Source organism: Isoptericola sp. NPDC056618 (genome assembly GCF_042792715.1).
Taxonomy (GTDB): Bacteria; Actinomycetota; Actinomycetes; order Actinomycetales; family Cellulomonadaceae; genus Isoptericola; species Isoptericola nanjingensis.
The window spans coordinates 310,138-327,245 of sequence record NZ_JBHTVZ010000001.1; the positions used below are offsets into that span (position 1 = coordinate 310,138).

The 17,108-nt window shown below is 71.0% G+C and carries 17 protein-coding genes; 11 read left to right on the top strand and 6 right to left on the bottom strand.

Translation table 11 applies throughout. From position 1 onward, the window contains the following. Positions 1 to 4: 4 nt before the first annotated feature. Genes ACFQ8T_RS01495 through ACFQ8T_RS01510 form a run of 4 tightly spaced genes read left to right on the top strand, consistent with a single transcriptional unit; the run spans position 5 to position 4,315 of the window. The gene (locus ACFQ8T_RS01495; RefSeq protein WP_430544802.1) at positions 5 to 1,273 is read left to right on the top strand and encodes an enolase C-terminal domain-like protein; all 1,269 of its coding nucleotides are present in this window, start codon (positions 5 to 7) and stop codon (positions 1,271 to 1,273) included. Further along, positions 1,270 to 2,562: an ROK family protein gene (locus ACFQ8T_RS01500; RefSeq protein ID WP_430544803.1), complete on the top strand. Its 1,293-nt coding sequence runs from the start codon at positions 1,270 to 1,272 to the stop codon at positions 2,560 to 2,562. The genes ACFQ8T_RS01495 and ACFQ8T_RS01500 overlap by 4 nt, the downstream gene beginning before the upstream one ends. Beyond that, a complete protein-coding gene (locus tag ACFQ8T_RS01505) occupies positions 2,559 to 3,464 on the top strand; it encodes a hypothetical protein (protein WP_430544804.1) in 906 nt (301 codons plus the stop codon). Before ACFQ8T_RS01500 ends, ACFQ8T_RS01505 begins: the two co-directional genes overlap by 4 nt. Beyond that, positions 3,461 to 4,315, top strand: a complete 855-nt coding sequence (locus tag ACFQ8T_RS01510; RefSeq protein ID WP_430544805.1) for a sugar phosphate isomerase/epimerase family protein — start codon at positions 3,461 to 3,463, stop codon at positions 4,313 to 4,315. The genes ACFQ8T_RS01505 and ACFQ8T_RS01510 overlap by 4 nt, the downstream gene beginning before the upstream one ends. 21 nt (positions 4,316 to 4,336) lie before the next feature. Here ACFQ8T_RS01510 and ACFQ8T_RS01515 read toward each other — a convergent pair whose 3' ends face one another. Then, positions 4,337 to 5,383 (bottom strand): LacI family DNA-binding transcriptional regulator, encoded by a 1,047-nt coding sequence (locus tag ACFQ8T_RS01515; protein ID WP_430544806.1) that lies wholly within the window; start codon positions 5,381 to 5,383, stop codon positions 4,337 to 4,339. Between the two features lie 151 nt (positions 5,384 to 5,534). On the opposite strand from ACFQ8T_RS01515, the gene ACFQ8T_RS01520 reads away from it, so the two are divergent. Further along, positions 5,535 to 6,242 carry a ThuA domain-containing protein gene (locus ACFQ8T_RS01520; RefSeq protein WP_430544807.1) on the top strand — a complete coding sequence of 236 codons (708 nt, stop codon included), beginning with the start codon at positions 5,535 to 5,537 and terminating at the stop codon, positions 6,240 to 6,242. Then, the gene (locus tag ACFQ8T_RS01525; protein WP_430544808.1) at positions 6,227 to 7,315 is read left to right on the top strand and encodes a Gfo/Idh/MocA family protein; all 1,089 of its coding nucleotides are present in this window, start codon (positions 6,227 to 6,229) and stop codon (positions 7,313 to 7,315) included. The genes ACFQ8T_RS01520 and ACFQ8T_RS01525 overlap by 16 nt, the downstream gene beginning before the upstream one ends. Before the next feature lie 79 nt (positions 7,316 to 7,394). Here ACFQ8T_RS01525 and ACFQ8T_RS01530 read toward each other — a convergent pair whose 3' ends face one another. Next, positions 7,395 to 8,186, bottom strand: a complete 792-nt coding sequence (locus ACFQ8T_RS01530; RefSeq protein ID WP_430544809.1) for an SDR family NAD(P)-dependent oxidoreductase — start codon at positions 8,184 to 8,186, stop codon at positions 7,395 to 7,397. 120 nt (positions 8,187 to 8,306) lie between these two features. Here ACFQ8T_RS01530 and ACFQ8T_RS01535 point away from each other — a divergent pair, with 120 nt between their 5' ends. Next, a complete protein-coding gene (locus tag ACFQ8T_RS01535) occupies positions 8,307 to 8,801 on the top strand; it encodes a MarR family winged helix-turn-helix transcriptional regulator (RefSeq protein ID WP_430544810.1) in 495 nt (164 codons plus the stop codon). Positions 8,802 to 8,838: 37 nt separating this feature from the next. Here the strand turns inward: ACFQ8T_RS01535 and ACFQ8T_RS01540 are convergent, their stop codons facing one another. Together ACFQ8T_RS01540 and ACFQ8T_RS01545 are read right to left on the bottom strand one after the other, a co-directional pair. Next, positions 8,839 to 9,540 carry an AAA family ATPase gene (locus tag ACFQ8T_RS01540; protein WP_430545083.1) on the bottom strand — a complete coding sequence of 234 codons (702 nt, stop codon included), beginning with the start codon at positions 9,538 to 9,540 and terminating at the stop codon, positions 8,839 to 8,841. Beyond that, positions 9,426 to 10,334, bottom strand: coding sequence for a hypothetical protein (locus ACFQ8T_RS01545; protein ID WP_430544811.1), 909 nt, complete (start codon positions 10,332 to 10,334; stop codon positions 9,426 to 9,428). The genes ACFQ8T_RS01540 and ACFQ8T_RS01545 overlap by 115 nt, the downstream gene beginning before the upstream one ends. 113 nt (positions 10,335 to 10,447) lie before the next feature. Here ACFQ8T_RS01545 and ACFQ8T_RS01550 point away from each other — a divergent pair, with 113 nt between their 5' ends. The 4 genes from ACFQ8T_RS01550 (at position 10,448) to ACFQ8T_RS01565 (ending at position 13,383) form a co-directional block, all read left to right on the top strand. Then, entirely contained in the window at positions 10,448 to 11,614 is a 1,167-nt protein-coding gene (locus ACFQ8T_RS01550) for an ATP/GTP-binding protein (RefSeq protein ID WP_430544812.1), read from the top strand. Beyond that, positions 11,611 to 11,988 carry a hypothetical protein gene (locus ACFQ8T_RS01555; RefSeq protein ID WP_430544813.1) on the top strand — a complete coding sequence of 126 codons (378 nt, stop codon included), beginning with the start codon at positions 11,611 to 11,613 and terminating at the stop codon, positions 11,986 to 11,988. The genes ACFQ8T_RS01550 and ACFQ8T_RS01555 overlap by 4 nt, the downstream gene beginning before the upstream one ends. 133 nt (positions 11,989 to 12,121) lie before the next feature. Further along, positions 12,122 to 12,769, top strand: coding sequence for a DUF6308 family protein (locus ACFQ8T_RS01560; RefSeq protein ID WP_430544814.1), 648 nt, complete (start codon positions 12,122 to 12,124; stop codon positions 12,767 to 12,769). Then, complete coding sequence (locus ACFQ8T_RS01565; protein ID WP_430544815.1) at positions 12,769 to 13,383, top strand: HNH endonuclease; 615 nt, start codon at positions 12,769 to 12,771, stop codon at positions 13,381 to 13,383. Before ACFQ8T_RS01560 ends, ACFQ8T_RS01565 begins: the two co-directional genes overlap by 1 nt. Positions 13,384 to 13,435: 52 nt before the next feature. Here ACFQ8T_RS01565 and ACFQ8T_RS01570 read toward each other — a convergent pair whose 3' ends face one another. Together ACFQ8T_RS01570 and dnaB are read right to left on the bottom strand one after the other, a co-directional pair. Beyond that, positions 13,436 to 13,717: a hypothetical protein gene (locus ACFQ8T_RS01570; protein WP_430544816.1), complete on the bottom strand. Its 282-nt coding sequence runs from the start codon at positions 13,715 to 13,717 to the stop codon at positions 13,436 to 13,438. A gap of 489 nt (positions 13,718 to 14,206) precedes the next feature. Beyond that, positions 14,207 to 16,810 carry a replicative DNA helicase gene (gene dnaB, locus ACFQ8T_RS01575; RefSeq protein ID WP_430544817.1) on the bottom strand — a complete coding sequence of 868 codons (2,604 nt, stop codon included), beginning with the start codon at positions 16,808 to 16,810 and terminating at the stop codon, positions 14,207 to 14,209. Positions 16,811 to 17,108 lie beyond the last annotated feature (298 nt).

Genomic DNA, 17,108 nt, shown 5'->3' on the forward strand with positions numbered 1-17,108 from the left:
CGCCATGCCGCACGACCTGTCGCTCGACACCTTCGCCAACCCCTGGCCGCCCCGGGAGGACATCCGGATCACGTCCGTCCGCGCCATCACGACCGCCCCCGAGGGCACGGCGCTGGTCGTGGTGCGGATCGACACCGACGTGCCCGGCCTGTACGGCCTCGGGTGCGCCACGTTCACACAGCGCTGGAAGGCCGTGCAGACCTTCGTCGACGAGCACCTGGCGCGGCTGCTCGTGGGCCGCTACCCCGGCGACATCGGCGACCTCACCCGGCTGGCCGCGTTCTCCGGCTACTGGCGCGGCGGGCCGGTGACGAACAACGCCATCTCCGGCGTCGACCAGGCCCTGTGGGACATCGCCGGCAAGCGCGCCGGGATGCCGGTGCACGAGCTCCTGGGCGGCAAGGTCCGCGCCGCCGCCGACACCTACATCCACGCGGCGGGCCGCACCGCCGAGGAGGTCGTCGAGCAGGCGCAGGGCTTCGTGGAGGCCGGGTGGCGGCACGTGCGCATCCAGCTCTCCACGCCGGGCGGCGGCGGGTACGGCGCGCCCGCGGTGCCGACCGAGTACCCCGACGCCCCGTACCCGAACGGCTGGAGCGCGCGGGACTACCTGCGGCGCGTCCCCGGCCTCTTCGAGGCGGTGCGCGAGGCCCTCCCCGACCGGGTCGAACTGCTGCACGACGTGCACTCGCGCCTCACCCCGAAGGACGCCGTCTGGCTCGCGCGCGCCGTCGAGCCGTACCGCCCGTACTTCCTCGAGGACGTGCTGCCGCCGGAGCACTGGGACCGGCTGCCCGAGGTCCGGGCCGCCAGCCCGGTGCCGATCGCGGTCGGCGAGCTCACGACGTCCCTCACCGACGCCGTGCGGCTCGTGCGCGACGGCGGCGTGGACTTCATCCGCTCGCACGTCTCCGACATCGGCGGCCTGACGCCGGCGCGGAAGCTCGCGGACCTCGCCGAGCTGTGCGGGGTGAGGACCGCGTGGCACGGCCCGGGCGACACGTCGCCGATCGGCGCGGCGGCCAACGTGGCCCTTGACGTGACCTCCGCGGCCTTCGGCATCCAGGAGGGCCACCTCTACAATGAGGCGACCCACGAGGTCTTCCCGGGGACACTGCGGATCCAGGACGGCTGGCTGGTCCCGAACGACGCGCCGGGCTGGGGGATCGACGTCGACGAGGAGGCGGCGGCCCGCTTTCCCGCCGAGCTCTCCGGACACGATGCCTGGGCCGCGGGCGTCCGCCGACCCGACGGAGCGTTGGAGGCCCCGTGACCGAGCTGACCGACCGTTCGAGGCAGCGCCAGGGCGACGTGCGGCCCTACGCCTCGCGCCGCCCCCGGCCGGCGGGCGACCGGAGCCAGCCGGGCGCCAACCAGTACGACCTCGGGTCCTTCAACGAGGCGACGATCATCGAGACCATCCGGATCGCGGGCACCATCTCGCGGACGGAGATCGCGCAGCAGACCGGCCTCACGCAGCAGTCCGTGTCCCGGATCCTGCGCGGGCTGCTGGAGCGCGGCCTGCTCGCCGAGGGCGCGGCCGAGCGGACCGAGCGGCTCGGCAAGCCGCGCACGCCCGTGCGGCTGCGCGCCGAGGCCGCGCACGCGGCGGGCGTGCTCGTCGACCCCGAGCTGGTGTCGGTCGTGCTGACCGACCTGGACGGGGCCGTGCTCGAGCGGCGCACGGTGCCGCTGGACGCCGAGGTCGCGCCCGAGGCGCTCGTGGAGATCGTCGCGGACGCCGTCGACGACGTCGTGGACGCGTCCGGGATCGACGCCGCGACGTTCCTCGGCGTCGGCGTCGCCGCGCCCGGCCCGATCACCATCGACGGCCAGCTGCTCGACCTGCCCCTGTCCCACGCCTGGCGCAACGTGCCGCTGCGCAGCATGCTCGCCGAGCGGCTCGGCTGCCCCGTCGTCCTCGAGAAGGACGGCGCGGCGGCCGCCGTGGGCGAGCGGTGGATCGGCCGCACGGAGCGTGCCGGCGACTTCGTCTACCTCTACGTGGGCACCGGCATGGGCTCCGGGCTCGTCCTCAACGGCGAGACCTACCGGGGCGGCAGCGCGAACGCCGGCGAGTTCGGCCAGCTGTGCGCGATCCGGCTCGGGCTCGTCGACGAGGGCGGCGGCCCGCAGCTCGTCCGGGAGTGCAACCCGACCGTCGCGCTGCCCGAGATCGCCCGCGAGCTCGGGTACGCCGGCCCGGCGCGCAGCTTCCGCGAGATGTGCGCGGAGGTCGGCGCGGGCGACCCCGCCGCCGTCGCGGCCGCGCAGCAGATCGCGGACGTCATCGCCCTCGGGGCCGTGGCGCTCATCGACCTGCTCGACCTGCCGCTGCTCGTCGTGGGCGGCCCGGCGTTCGCGCCCGAGCTGCAGCCGTTCCTCGTGGACACCATCGACCGCGCCGTGAACAGCCTCCCGACGGCCCACCACGCGCGGCACGTCGTCGTCGAGCGATCCCTCGTCCAGGACGAGGCCGGCGCCGTGGGCGCCGCCTCGACGATCTTCCACGCCTCGTTCGCCCCCTCCGTACGGCGCACGCGGCAGTACTCGATCTCGTGACGGCGGCCACCACGACCGGGGGACGCCTGCGGCTGCGCTCCCCCGGCGGCGAGCACGCCGTCGAGGTCGACCCGGCCGGGGCGCGCGTCGCGTCCCTCGTGCACGCACCCACCGGCACCGAGCTGCTGCTGCGGCTGCCCTGGGAGGACGAGGACTGGTCGGGTGCGTACCCGTCGGCGAGCTCGAACGAGGAGTGGCACCGCCGGTACGCGGGCGGCTGGCACACGCTCGTGCCGCACGCGGGCGACGCCCGCACCGTCGACGGCGTGCAGCACCCGTTCCACGGCGAGGCCGCGTGGCGGCGGTGGCGGGTGCTGGCGCACGACGCGGGCTCCTGCACGCTCGAGGTCGTGCTGCGCACGGTCCCGCTGACGGTGCGGCGCACGGTGCGCGCCACCGCGGCCGGCGTCGCCGTGGAGCAGCGCGTCGCCAACCACGCGCCCCGGCCCGTCGCCTTCACCTGGACGGAGCACCCGGCGTTCGGCGGCGCCCTCGCGGGCGCCGGCTCGACCGTGACCCTCGGCGGCGACCCGGTCGAGGCCGCGTTCCCGCGCGACGGCGAGCCCTCGGGCGGCTTCCAGTCCCTGCGGGCCAAGGAGCGCGGCGACGTCGAGCTGCGCAACGACGCCGCCGGGGTCGCCGTCGTGCTCCGCTTCGACCCCGACCTGTTCCCCCACGTGCACGTGTGGCAGGAGCACCGCGCGACCGCCGGCTTCCCCTGGTGGGGCGCGGTCGACGTCGTCGCGCTCGAGCCCGCGTGCCGCCCCTACGACCCCGACGACGACGCGCTCGGGCCGCTCGTGCTCGCGGGCGGCGCGGAGCTCGCCGCCCGGTTCGAGATCGCGGCCACGGTCCGCGGCACCACCCCCACCCCCCACCCCACGGCGAAGGAGCCCCGGTGACCAGGATCGGCGTCCAGACGATGATGCTGCGCGACGAGTTCGCGCGGCGCGGCATCGTCGAGACCTTCCGGGAGGTGCGCGACCTCGGGTACCGGGCCGCGGAGATCTCCGCGGTCGAGATGAGCCCGCAGAACGTCGCCGAGCTCGCCAAGGTCCGCGACGACCTCGGCGTGGAGATCGCGTCGATCTCCGGCGGGCTCACGGCCCCGCCGGGCGCGCCGTCGCTGAGCACGGACCTCGACGCGTTCGTGGCCGACGCGCGGACGCTGGGCGCCCGGATGATCCGCATCGGCATGCTCCCCGCCGCGGCGATGGCGTCGACGGCGCGCGTCGAGGAGTTCGCCGACCGGTGCAACGACGTCGCGGCCGCGCTGGCCGAGCACGGCATCCGGCTCTACTACCACAACCACCACGTCGACTTCGCGAGGTACGACGGGCGCCACCTGCTCGACGTCGTCGCCGAGCGCTCGCCGCTCGTCGGCTTCGAGGTCGACGTGCACTGGGTGCAGCGCGGCGGCCTGGACCCCGTGCGCACGCTGCGCCGGTACGCGGGCCGCGTCGCGATGGTGCACCTCAAGGACTACCGGATCGGGCACCTCTCCCCCGCCGTGTACGAGGCGCTCGACGCCGGCGACCAGGGGCCGTGGCAGGACGCGCTGCGAGAGATCGTGCAGTTCGCCGAGGTGGGCGAGGGGAACCTCGACTTCCCGTCGATCGTCGAGACCGGCCTGGACGTCGGGGCCGAGTACCTGCTCGTGGAGCAGGACGAGTTCTACGGCCGCACCGCGCTGGAGTGCCTGCGCACCTCCCACGACAACCTCGTCGCGATGGGGTACGGCGACCTGTTCTGACCGGTCGGGCTCGCCGGTCGGCTAGCCGGTCCGGCCCGGGGGCGCCGTCGAACCGCGCACGACGAGGGTGGTGGCGAGCTCCTCGCGAGGCGCCTCCGCGCCGGGCTCGGCGCGCGGCCCCGGGCCGGCGTCGTCGCCGAGGCGCAGCAGCATCCGCAGCGCGGCGGCGCCCATCTGGGCGATGGGCTGGCGCACGGTCGTCAGGCCGGGGTGGACCCACTCCCCCTCGGGCAGGTCGTCGAAGCCGACGACGGCGAGGTCGTCCGGCACCCGGAGCCCGGCAGCGGCCGCGGCGTCGTACACCCCGAGCGCCATCGTGTCCGAGCAGGCGAAGACGGCGCTCGGGCGGTCCGGGCCGGAGAGCAGCCGGGCGGCGAGCGCGGCGCCTCCGGCCCGCGTCCAGTCGCCGTGCGCGACGCGGTCGTCGGGCAGGTCGGCCCCCGCCTCCGCGGCCGCGGAGCGGAAGCCGTCCACGCGGGCCTGGCTGTACAGGTGCCGGCGCCGGCCCGCCAGGACCGCGAGCCGGCGGTGGCCGAGGCCCAGCAGGTGCTCGGCGGCCGTCCGGCCCCCGGCCCAGTTGGTGGCGCCGACGCTCGCGACGGTCCGCGGCGGCTGGGTCACCGGGTCGAGCAGGACGACGGGGACGCGTGCCGCGGTGAGCGTGGCCAGCTGCTCGCGCGTGGTGTCGACGAGCGCGACGACCGCCCCGCGCGAGTGCCGCGCGAGCAGGCGCGTGAGCCACGCGTCGTCGGGCTGCCGGGCCACCGTGACGACGATGTCGAGGCCGGCCGCGGTGGCCGCCTGCTCCACGCCGCTGAGGGCGCGGTTGGCCCACGTGCCGTCGACGCCGCTGAGTACGAGGTCCACCAGCGGCGGCCGCTCCCCCCGCGGGGCGACGCCGCGGCCCGCCCGGCCCCGGTAGCCGAGGTCGTCGACCGCGGCCATCACGCGGGCGCGCGTCGCGGCGGAGACGTCGGAGCGGCCGCGCAGCACCTTGGAGACCGTGGGGACGGTGGTCCCGGCGGCGGCGGCGACGTCGGCGAGCGTGGTGGGACGGTCGGCGGGCACATCCGGACCCTAGCGACGCGCCTCAAAGTTGCGCAACTATTTGGCGGCCACGGATCACTCCTCGGCCCTTGAATGCCGAAGTTGGCCCATGGAAGACTTATCGGGCACATCCGAGATCCACCAGGCAGTTGCGCAACAATGGGAGTTGCAGATGACAGACCGCAGACAGCGACGGGCGCTGGTCGTGAGGGGCGGGTGGGACGGGCACCAGCCGGTGGAGACCACCGACTCGTTCGTCCCGTTCCTCACCGGGCACGGCTTCGAGGTGCACGTCGAGGACGAGACCACCGTGTACGCCGACGCCGACTACATGGCCGGCGTGGACGTCGTCGTGCAGACCGTCACGATGAGCACCATCGCCGACGACGAGCTGCGCGGCCTCACCGCCGCCGTCCGGGCGGGCACCGGCCTCGCGGGCTGGCACGGCGGGATCGCCGACTCGTACCGCAACAGCTCGGACTACCTGCACCTCGTCGGCGGGCAGTTCGCCACCCACCCGGCCAAGGCGCCGCGCGAGGAGCTGCCGGGCGACGGCACCGACTGCTTCGTGCGCTACACGGTGGACATCGTGCCCGAGAAGGCCGACCACCCGATCGTCGCAGGGATTTCCGACTTCGAGCTCACCACCGAGCAGTACTGGGTGCTCACCGACGAGTACAACGACGTCCTGGCGACCACCACGATCACCGCGCCCGACTACCACCCGTGGCACCGGCCCGTGACCTGCCCGGCCGTGTGGACCCGGCAGTGGGGCGACGGCCGCGTCTTCGTCTCGACGCCCGGGCACAACCTGGACGTCGTGAACGACCCGAACGTCCGCACCATCATCGAGAGGGGCATCCTGTGGGCCAGCCGCTGAGGATCGGCATCGTCGGCGTCGGGGCGATCTCCGGCCAGTACCTGAGCGCGTTCGAGCGGCTCGAGGCGGTGCGGCTCGTCGCCGTCGCGGACCTCGACGCCGAGCGCGCGGCCGCCGTCGCCGCCGAGCAGGGCGTCCGCGCCCTCACGGTCGACGAGCTCGTCACCGACCCCGAGGTCGACGCCGTGCTCAACCTGACGATCCCCGCCGCGCACGCCGACGTCGCCCTCAAGGCGATCGCGGCGGGCAAGGACGTGTACGGCGAGAAGCCGCTCGCCGCCACGACCGACGACGCGCGCGCCATCGTCGAGGCCGGCCGCGCCGCGGGCGTGCGCGTCGGCTGCGCTCCGGACACCGTGCTGGGCACGGGGGTCCAGACGGCGCGGAAGGCGGTCGACGACGGCCTGGTCGGCACGCCCGTCGCCGCGACGGCGACGATGGTGACCCCCGGCCACGAGCGCTGGCACCCGAACCCGGACTTCTACTACCAGCCCGGCGGCGGACCGCTGCTGGACATGGGCCCGTACTACGTGACCGCGCTGGTCACGCTGCTCGGCCCGGTGGAGTCCGTGGTCGGCAGCGCCAGCCGCTCGCGCGCCACCCGCACCATCGGCTCCGGGCCCCGCGCGGGCGAGCAGGTGCCGGTCGACGTCGACACCCACGTCACGGGCGTGCTGCGGCACGAGTCGGGCGCCCTGTCGACGCTCGTCATGAGCTTCGACGCCGTCGCGACGCACGCGTCGTGCATCGAGGTGCACGGGGACCAGGGCTCGCTCGTCGTGCCGGACCCCAACGGCTTCGACGGCACCGTCGAGCTGCACCGACTCGGCGGCGGGTGGGAGGAGCTCCCCGTGAGCGCCGGGTACCGCGACGCCGGCCGCGGCTACGGGCTCGCCGACCTGGCCGCCACCCCGCCCGGCGCCACCGCCCGGGCGAACGGCGACCTCGCGTACCACGTGCTCGACGTCATGACGTCGCTGCTCACCGCCGCCGAGAAGGGGACGTCCGTCTCAGTCGCCAGCACCTGCGAGCGACCCACGGCCGTGCCGCTGTCGGACGCTCCGCGCGTCTGACGGTCGCCCCACCAGCACGGACGCCGCCGGGGACCGGGTCTCAGGACCTTGCCCGGTGGCGTCCGGGGCACCGCGGGAGTCAGAGCGTCGTCGTGAGCACTCCACCGTCGGCACGCAGGGCGGCGCCGTTGGTGGCCGAGGAGACGGAGCCGGCCAGGTAGGCGACGAGGTGCGCGATCTCGGCCGGCTCGATGAACCGCTGCAGGAGCGACGTCTGGTTCGCCGCCTCGATCGCGCTCCTCAGCTGGTCCGCGGGGACGCCCTGGGCCCGAGACAGGTCCTCGACGGCCCGGGCGACGCCGTCGGAGTACGTCGGACCGCCGAGGACCGTGTTGACCGTGACGCCCGTCCCTCGGGTGAGCTTGGCCAGGCCGTTGGCCAGGGCCAGCATCCCGGCCTTCGTCGTCCCGTAGTGGATCATGTCGGCGGGCACGTCCACGCCGGACTCGCTGCTCACGAAGACGACGCGGCCCCAGCCACGGTCCAGCATGCCGGGCAGCGCGTGCCGGGACAGACGGACGCCGCTCATGACGTTGATGTCGAAGTACCGCTGCCACACGTCGTCGGGGACCTCCTCGAACGCCTGGACGTCGAAGACGCCCACGTTGTTCACCAGGACGTCCACCTCGCCCAGCGTGTCGACCAGCCGCCGGACCTGGTCGGGCTCCGCGAAGTCCGCCGCGATCCCGGACACCGCGGCGCCGGGCACCGTCTCCTCCAGCCGTCGCACCGCCGCCGCGACGCCGCCCTCGGTCCGCCCGTTGACGACCACCGACGCCCCTTCGGTGAGCAGCGCCTCGGCCACGGCGAAGCCGATGCCCTGCGTCGACCCGCTCACGAATGCTCTCTTGCCCGTCAGCCCCAGGTCCATCTGCTGCCTTCCCGTCGTCGCCCGCCTGATCCACTTGCTCAGGCAAGCGAAGACTAGGCAGAGATGACTTTCCTGAGCAAGTCATCGACTGGCCGGCCCGGCACCCGTACGCTGGCGGTCATGCAGGACCCTGAGACGCGCGGCGCACCCGAGGAGCTGACGGGCGAGGAGCTCGAGACCTGGGCCGCCCTGGCGACCGTGCTGGAGTGGCTGCCGCCCGCGCTGGACGCCCAGCTCCAGCGCGAGTCACAGCTGTCCCACTTCGAGTACGGGGTGCTGTACGCCCTGGCCCAGGCGCCCGACGGCAGCCTCCGGATGAGCGTCCTGGCCGGCTACGCGAACAGCACGCTCTCCCGCCTGTCGCGGGCGGCCGTGCGGTTGGAGAGGCAGGGCTGGATGCGGCGCACGCCCGATCCCTCGGACGGGCGTTACACCCTGGCCGAGCTCACCGAGCCCGGCCGGGCGAAGGTCCGGGACGCGACCCCCGGCCACGTGCGTCTCGTCCACCAGCTCGTGCTGGACCGACTGACGACGCCGCAGACCCGGCAGCTGCGGGAGATCAGCCGACGGATCGCGAGCGCCGTCCGCGAGGACGGCGCCTGGCAGCCGCGCTGACGCACACCCGCTCCGGTTCAGCGCGCCGGCGACACGCTCACCCGAGCAGATGACGCAGGTAGCGGTCCGGTGCGTCGAGGAACGCGCGCCAGTGCTGCACCAGCTCGAGGTCGTCCCACGTCGTCGGGCGCAGGCCCCACGGCCCGACCTCCAGGATCGTCGCGCCGGGCAGCGCCGCCAGCACGGGCGAGTGCGTGGCGCAGAGGATCTGTCCGCCGCGTCCCGCGAGGTCCTCGAGCACGCTCATGAGGCTGAGCGTGGAGGAGAAGCTCAGCGCCGCCTCCGGCTCGTCGAGGCAGTACAGGCCCGGCCCGTCGAAGCGGGACTCGAGGACCGCGAGGAACGACTCGCCGTGGCTCATCTCGTGGAACACGGGGTCCCTCGGCCCCGGGTGCTCCTCGAGGAACGTGTACCAGCCGTGCATCGTCTCCGCGCGCAGGAAGAAGCCCCACCGCCCCGACCCGATGCCCCGCTGCAGCCGGACGGCGCGGTGCAACGGCGACTCGGTCTCGCGGGTCGAGTGCCGCCCGTGCGCCGTCCCGCCCTCGGGAGACAACCCGTAGGCCACCGCCACCGCCTCCACGAGCGTGGACTTGCCGCTGCCGTTCTCCCCCACCAGGAACGTCACTCCCGGCGCGAGCTCCAGCCCGTCGCGCAGCAGCTGCTCGACGGCGGGGACGGTGCGCGGCCACACGCCCGCGGGCAGCGGGTGCTCGCCGTCCGGCACGACCCGGACCACCGACGGCTGCGAGAATTCCACGGCGCCATCATCGCGCGCGCAGCACCGCTCCGCGGGGATCGAGTCCGTCGACGGAGGGCACCTCGGCCTGCGCCGTGCAGAGGGCGCAGTACAGGACCGACGTGGCCGCCTTGCCCTTCCTGAACTTCTGCCCCGATGGGCGGCAGGCTCTCATCTGCCTCACCCTCAAGTCGCTTCCGGTCACGGTCGAACCGCTGCTCTGACAGGGCACGCTCAGTACCTTCGATTGCCTTGATCTGCGCCGGCCGCAGCAGCTCCACGTCAAGTTCTGGAAGCGAGCGCACCTTCGTCCGCCACGTCGGTGCATCTGGGTCGGCGTCGGCGTCACGCAGGATGCGGGCCAAGGTCTCCGGCTTGGGGAAGGCGAAGATCGCCCGCGCACGCGGCTCCGGGTCGAACCCGTTGGTGAAGTGGGTCTCTGAGCCGGAGGCCTCGAACACGAAGGGCAGCCGGCCGTCCACCTCTCGGGAACGCTTGCGGTGCGCCGCTGGCAGACCGGTGGCGTACATCGCGGACTGCCACTCCACACCCGACAGGGTTGTGCCCTCCGGCTTCGCTTCGATCACCCCGACGACTCGTCGGTCCACGTAGAGCAGGTAGTCCACCCTGCCGTGGTCGGGTGCCATCACCTGCTCTCGCACCGCGACGCCGTCGGCCACGAAGAGCTTGAGGTCCTTGCCGTCCTGCACTGACCAGCCCGCAGCCGTCCACTGGGCATCGATCTTCATGCGCGCCCGCGCCTCTGCGGGCATTCGCTCATCGTGGCTGGTCATCGCTCCGAGTCTAAGGAAATCCACAGGTCGCGCACGCACACCGCCGACAAGTTCACCCGGGCATTCGTCGAACGACCGCTGCGACTCGGCTCGCTGCCTGTACCGTCGCGGTCATGGCAGCGAGTCTTCGAGTTCGGGACCAGCACATCGCTGTGTTCGGCGGGAGTGGCAGCGGCAAGACGGTCCTCGTCTCCTCGTTCTATGGGGCGGCCCAGGAGCCGTCATTCATCAAGGAGAGCTTGTTCCACGTCATCGCGGACGACACAGGCCAGGGCCACCGCCTGCGTCAGATCTACCTGGGTATGAAGAACGACGCGAAGACGCCTCCGACGAATCGGTTCGCCGCCGTGCCCTATTCCTTCACCATCAAACTGAAGGACCCGGGCGATGCCAAAGCCGCCAAGACCCGGCCCTTCGACGCGCTGCGCCTCATCTGGCACGACTACCCAGGCGAGTGGTTCGAGCAGGAGCCCAGCAGCGAGGCAGAAGCCACCCGCCGCATCGACACCTTCCGTTCCCTGCTGCGCTCGGACGTCGCCATGGTCCTGGTCGACGGGCAGAAGCTACTCAACTACGCCGGCGACGAGGAGAAGTACCTCAAGTCCGTCTTCGGGGATCTGCGCGACGGCCTGCTCCGACTCAGGGACGACCTCCTCGATGGGGGCGAGAAGCTGAACGAGTTCCCGCGGGTGTGGGTCATCGCCCTGTCGAAGGCCGACCTGCACCCCGAGGTGGACGCCCACGGCTTCCAGGATCTACTCATCCAGAAGGCTGCCGACGACATCGCGGCACTGCGCGACGTCGTCACCGACATGGTGCAGTTCCCCGAGGCCCTCTCGCTCGGAGAGGACTTCCTCTTGCTCTCGTCCGCCAAGTTCGAAATCGAGAGGATCGAGGTTACGACGCGTGTCGGTCTGGACCTCATCCTCCCGGTGGCCTCGATCCTGCCCCTTCAGCGATTGGCCCAATGGTCGCAACGCTTCGACATCCCGCGACGACTACTCGATGTCTTCGCGGACAACGCCGAGGCGATCGCCCTGGTGCTGGTCAACGCCAAGGCTGTCCAGGGAGCCATCGGCAGGCTTCCCAAGGTGGGCCCACTGCTGGCACTCATCCTGCCCGTGCTCGTCCAGGCCGCGAATCTCAATAAGGTGAAGATCGAGGAAGTGAATGCCGCCGCGCGGGCCAAGCACGAGACCCTGACCGCAGTCCTCTCGCAATTCCGCCTCGATCTCCAGCAGGGCGAGGACGACGGCATCTTCGTCAAGAGCAACCGGTGAACCTCATCTGGGCCACGCGCGGGCGCTCATGGGGATTCCGCTTCCTCCTCGACGGCGGGTACGCGGACCCCCTAGACGCCTACGAACGGGCCTTCGCCGGAACTGGCGACGCGGAATCGACGTGCCGACAGATCGACGGTCGTGTCGCCCTGAGGTTCCCCGACCCCGACGGCCGGCGCGATCAAGCAGGACGAGTCATCCCCCACGACGTCGTCGTCATCCCGGCCCACTCCACCGACCTCCACACCCTCCAGGACGGCATGGCGAGCGTCTGGCCCCTGCTGGCCGGAGCCTTCGCCGCCGTCTGGGACCAGCCGACAGCACCCACACAGAAGCAAATCGACGACCTGATCGGCGGTGCGACCCCGCACTGACGTCTCGACGCGATGGGGTAACCCCGCTGCGGCGGGGTACGACGACGTCCAGCCGCAGCGCAGGCACCACGAGGGATGCGTACGACTATCGCGTCGTCGCACCATTGTCGGACCGGTCTGGCACTCTGGTCGGATGCCGTCACTGATGACAGTCGCTGGCAAGACGATCGCCGACCCGTTCACACAGCTGTCTGAGTACGCGCGTCGATACGGCGGCACTCTCACGAAGTACGACCTGGGCGGTTCCAGCGACGCCGACGTGCTGACTGCCGACGAGGTGACACGAACCCGGACCATCGCGAGCCGAATCTCGGCCGCAGAGAGCGCCTGGTTCGTCGAGCGTGGCCGCAGTGCACCATGGAGCGAAGTGCCCGCCGACGCCAACCTGGGGGATGCAGACCCGGCCGAACCCGATGGGCTGTACGCAGCGGCCATCGCCCTCTACGAGCACTTCCGCGCAGCGGCTCCCAAGGGCGTGGCGACCGCCAAGATCCACAAGGTCCTGCACCTCAAGCGCCCAGCTTTGATCCCTATCCTCGATAGTCGCCTGGCGGCCGCCTACGCAGCCGGCGCAGTCCGGGCAGCACACCACCACGAGTACCTTGGCGCTCGGCGCCTGAACTGGGCAGCCATCCGCGAGGACCTCATCGACGACGGCAACGCCCAGGTACTCGTCGAGATGCGCGCCCGGCTCGCCGCTGACGAGCACACCAACGTCCAGATGATGGCACAACTGACGGACCTACGACTACTCGATGCCGTTGCCTGGCGAGCTATCTGATGGAGCCAGCATCCGGTAGCGAACGACGCTCGCCACGTCCACGACAGCTCGACGACCCTTACCCCGAGGCACTGGAGACGGCGCTACGCCAACTGGCTGGTCACAACCTCGAAGGCGCACGCACCGCGCTGCGAGAGATCCCTTTCGTGCCCACACCCCGGCGCACTGAACAATGGCCCGCCACATCGACCATCGCGAGGATCTATGCTCGCGACCACTACCAATGCCGCTACTGCGGGGAAAAGACGATCCTCACGCCGGTCATGCGCCTGCTGTCGAGAATCTTCCCGGACGAGTTCCCCATGCACCCGAACTGGAAGTCCGACCAGACACACCCCGCCTTCGTCTCCCGATCCGCGACACTCGATCACATCCAACCCATCGCAGGTGGTGGCGACCCCATAGCCGAGGACAACCTCGTCACAGCTTGCTGGGGCTGCAACCGTCGCAAGGGAGACCTCCAACTCACCGAGCTCGGATGGGAGCTCCGCGACCCCGCCGACCCGCACTGGCGCGGACTAACCGAACTCTACGAACCAGCATGGATCGTCGTCGGAAGACCCCAACTGAGCGAGACCGAGATGACATGGATGCGCGCGACGAGAACTCCCTGACGACTGCGGGAGGGAAGAGGGGACTGGCCGTGGCCCAAGACGGGGTAGTAGGTCAGTAGCCACCTATCTGTTCGGCGGCTCCGATCGCGTTCAGCAGATCCCGCAGGACGAGCGCAAGCTCGTTGTAGGCGTGGATGTAGAAGACGTCGGTCATGTCGTCGGGCCGTGTGTCCTCGAAGGCACCGAGAAACCTGGCCGCCAGCTTCGCTGCTTCGGGCAGCGCTACGGATGCATCTGGCGTCGCCACGGTCAGATAGGCACCAGTGCTCGTCCGGATATTGCTGGTCCGCGGCCGATGCCAGCCGGCGTCGGGCAGTCTCGGAGAGCACGTCATTTCTCCAGGCTGCTAGCCCAGCGGCGGCCGGCATGGTGACCAGGTAGAGCATCAAGACGGTCAAGGCCCACACATCGAGCAGGTACGCCGCTGGCGTGCTGGAGGTCCGGAGCACCAGTGGAGCATCGCCGTTCAAGGCTCGGTCGTGGCGTCGCTGGCGGGCGACGCCGGCGCCGGTGCCGGTTCGGTGGGCAGTGCGCTGACATCGACATCGCAGTGACCTCCCCCGGGCAGCGGATTGAGGCAGTGCGTGCCGGGAGCGGACCGTAGCGGCCTGTGCGGGTGGTCGAGGAAGCGCCGCCCGCAACCGGGGCACTGCTCGACGAGGTAGCAACCGTGGCGGGTGCACACGGTGCTGCTGGGCACCCTCCACTGCACCTGCCAGATCCCCTCGGTGGCCAGTCAGGTTGACTGAACCCTATTCAGAATCGCTTATGAAGCATATTTGTAAGATTCTGAGGGATCGCCTGCACGTCGACAAACCGGCGATCAGGACTGCATATCGACGAACCGTGAGTAGTGGCCCTGGAAAGCCACGGTGATAGTGTCGGTCGGGCCGTTTCGATGCTTGGCGACAATAAGATCAGCCTCGCCCGCTCGCGGTGATTCCTTTTCGTATGCGTCTTCGCGATGCAGAAGGATAACCATATCTGCATCCTGTTCTATAGAGCCACTTTCGCGAAGGTCCGACATTGCCGGCTTTTTGTCCTGCCGCTGCTCGGGACCACGGTTCAGCTGCGACAGCGCGATGACGGGGACGCCGATCTCCTTGGCCAGGAGCTTGAGCGCACGGGAGAACTCGGAGACCTCCTGCTGTCGCGACTCGACCTTCTTGCCAGAGGTCATGAGCTGCAGGTAGTCGATGACGACGAGCTTGAGGTCGTGCTTCTGCTTGAGCCGTCGGCACTTGGCGCGGATCTCGGTGAGCGACATGTTCGGCGAGTCGTCGATGAACATCGGCGCCTCGGAGACCCGGCCCATCACCTTGGCGACCTTCTGCCAGTCGTCCTCGCCCATGGAGCCGTTGCGCAGCTTCTGCAGGTGGACGCGCGCCTCCGCGGACAGCAGACGCATCGTGATCTCGTTGCGGCTCATCTCCAGCGAGAACACGACGGACGACTGACCGTGCTTGATCGACGCCGCCCGAGCGATGTCGATGGCCAGGGTCGAGTTGTGCGTCGGGATCATCGACCGGCTCGCGAGGTACAGGTGCGAGGAGTGCTCGATCTCCACGCAGCGCACAGGCACCGAGTCGATACGCCGCACCTCGACGACGAACCGCGACGTGAGCTTAGCCGTCGAAGGCCGACGGCGCTCCTTGTGCACGAGGCGCTTGCGCTCGAGTCCGAAGACCTCGTCGTCGGTGGTGAAGGTGATCGTGTAGGCGACCGACGATCCGGCACTCCTGCCGCGAACCGCCCTCTCCCACCAGCCGGTGCGGTAGCCCAGGCTGTGGACCAGCTCGCGGAACCCTTCGGCGAGCCTCCGGCTGGTCACGGTGAACTGCGGGCTTCCGGTTCGGTTCACGGTGCCGTCGGTGTCCAGCAGTCCGGCCAGCAGCTCGCGCCGCTGAGACTCGCTGGCACGGAGGTACTCGTCAGGGATGTGCTTGTCGCCCAGCACCCCGAGGGTCCGCAGGATCGCTGGAACGCTGCCGTGATGCTCGTAGCACTCCATGCACCGGCGATGACCCGAGCTCGGCCCACCACAGTCCGAGCAGGTCGGCGCAGCAGATCGCGGCGACACTGCAGACGACTTGCCTCCGCAGGAACGTCCGCACGTCTTGACGTGAGCGAGCTTGGGGACGAACTCGGTGCCGCAGACGACGCAGCGTCGTGTGGAGACCGGGCCGTCACCGGGCAGCTGCAGCTGCAGCTGGTACAGCTTGGCCGCACCCGGAACCGACATCCGCTCGCCGACGACGTAGCCGAGTCCTTCGATCCGCATCGGGATCTCGGGGTCCGCCGACGTGAATCGTGCGGACGACGAGTGTCCGTCACCGAGCCACACCCCGAGCACGTACGGGTGGAGCGGAAGGTCTGCGTCGGGAAGATCGAGAGCCTTTGCCGTCGCGATCGAGTGGTTCGCCCGACGATCCGCCGTCGCGCAGAGCAACGATCCGGCGATCTCCTCCGTCGTCCGGATCTCGGACTCAGGCGCCTGCCCATGATGCACCTTCCGCCGCTGGGCGCGTGTGCTCGTCGACCACTCGTGCTGGGCGTCGGCGACGATGGTGGTGCCGTCGTCGAAGACGACCTCATAGCAGGGCCGGCCGGTCATGACCTCGGTCGCACGGACGACGCGCGTGGGTGTCCCGTCCGCCGCGATGAGCTCGTCGCCCACGGCAACGTCGCCCATGGTCGTCCAGCCGTGGGGCGTGGGCAGCGGGGTGTCGAGCGCCAGGGCCTTGCCCATGGCCGGTCGCGCGGCGATGACGATCATCTGCCCGGGGTGCAGGCCGTTGGTCAGCCGGTCGAGGTCGGCGAAGCCGGTGGGGACGCCGACCATGCCCTCGCCGCGGTTGCCGGCGGCCTCGATCTCGTCCATCGTTCCGCCGATGATCTCGGCGAGCGGCAGGTAGTCCTCGGAGGTCTTGCGCTCGGTGACGGCGTAGATCTCGGCCTGCGCGGTGTTGACGATGCCCTCGACGTCGCCGCCGTCGGTGGCGTAGCCGAGCTGCACGATCTTGGTGCCGGCCTCGACGAGGCGGCGCAGCACGGCCCGCTCCTGCACGATGCGGGCGTAGTAGCCGGCGTTGGCGGCGGTGGGGACGCCGGCCATGAGGTCGTGGATGTACGGGGCGCCGCCGACGCGGGCGAGCTCGCCGCGCTTGGTGAGCTCGGCGACGACGGTGATGGCGTCAGCCGGCTCGCCGCGGCCGTACAGGTCGATGATGGCGTCGTAGACCGCCTCGTGCGCGGGCCGGTAGAAGTCGTTGCCGCGGATCTGCTCGACGACGTCGGCGATGGCGTCCTTGGAGAGCAGCATGCCGCCGAGCACGCTCATCTCGGCGGCGACGTCCTGAGGAGGTGTGCGGTCGAAGGTGGCGCCGGACGCCCCCTGATAGCCCGCCTCGAGCTCCTCGATCGACATGCTCACCCCGCTCCCCCGCCGTCGCCGGCGTCCGGTCCGTCACCGGACATCGACTCCCGCTGTCAGGTCCACGTTCTACCGTGGCCCTCTGACACCGCGGACGACGCTAGGCGCGCCCGCGACCGTGCGCAATCGACGGTGTGGACACAGGTGTGGACGGGCCTGTGGATATGCGCCTCAGGCTGTGCACGGGCGGTGGACAGACATGTGCACAACTGGGGATATCGGCTGTGTACAACTTTCGGCAGGTCCCTGACCTGCGACGACGTTACCCTCAGGCTGTGGAGGAGAAGAAAGT

Bases quoted from the DNA above. Each gene is read 5' to 3' on its own strand.
- ACFQ8T_RS01495 (WP_430544802.1), top strand. From the start codon at position 5: ATGCCGCACGACCTGTCGCTCGACACCTTCGCCAACCCCTGGCCGCCC.
- ACFQ8T_RS01520 (WP_430544807.1), top strand. From the start codon at position 5,535: ATGACAGACCGCAGACAGCGACGGGCGCTGGTCGTGAGGGGCGGGTGG.
- ACFQ8T_RS01530 (WP_430544809.1), bottom strand. From the start codon at position 8,186: ATGGACCTGGGGCTGACGGGCAAGAGAGCATTCGTGAGCGGGTCGACG.
- ACFQ8T_RS01535 (WP_430544810.1), top strand. From the start codon at position 8,307: ATGCAGGACCCTGAGACGCGCGGCGCACCCGAGGAGCTGACGGGCGAG.
- ACFQ8T_RS01545 (WP_430544811.1), bottom strand. From the start codon at position 10,334: ATGACCAGCCACGATGAGCGAATGCCCGCAGAGGCGCGGGCGCGCATG.
- ACFQ8T_RS01550 (WP_430544812.1), top strand. From the start codon at position 10,448: ATGGCAGCGAGTCTTCGAGTTCGGGACCAGCACATCGCTGTGTTCGGC.
- ACFQ8T_RS01560 (WP_430544814.1), top strand. From the start codon at position 12,122: ATGCCGTCACTGATGACAGTCGCTGGCAAGACGATCGCCGACCCGTTC.
- ACFQ8T_RS01565 (WP_430544815.1), top strand. From the start codon at position 12,769: ATGGAGCCAGCATCCGGTAGCGAACGACGCTCGCCACGTCCACGACAG.
- ACFQ8T_RS01570 (WP_430544816.1), bottom strand. From the start codon at position 13,717: ATGACGTGCTCTCCGAGACTGCCCGACGCCGGCTGGCATCGGCCGCGG.
- dnaB (WP_430544817.1), bottom strand. From the start codon at position 16,810: ATGTCGATCGAGGAGCTCGAGGCGGGCTATCAGGGGGCGTCCGGCGCC.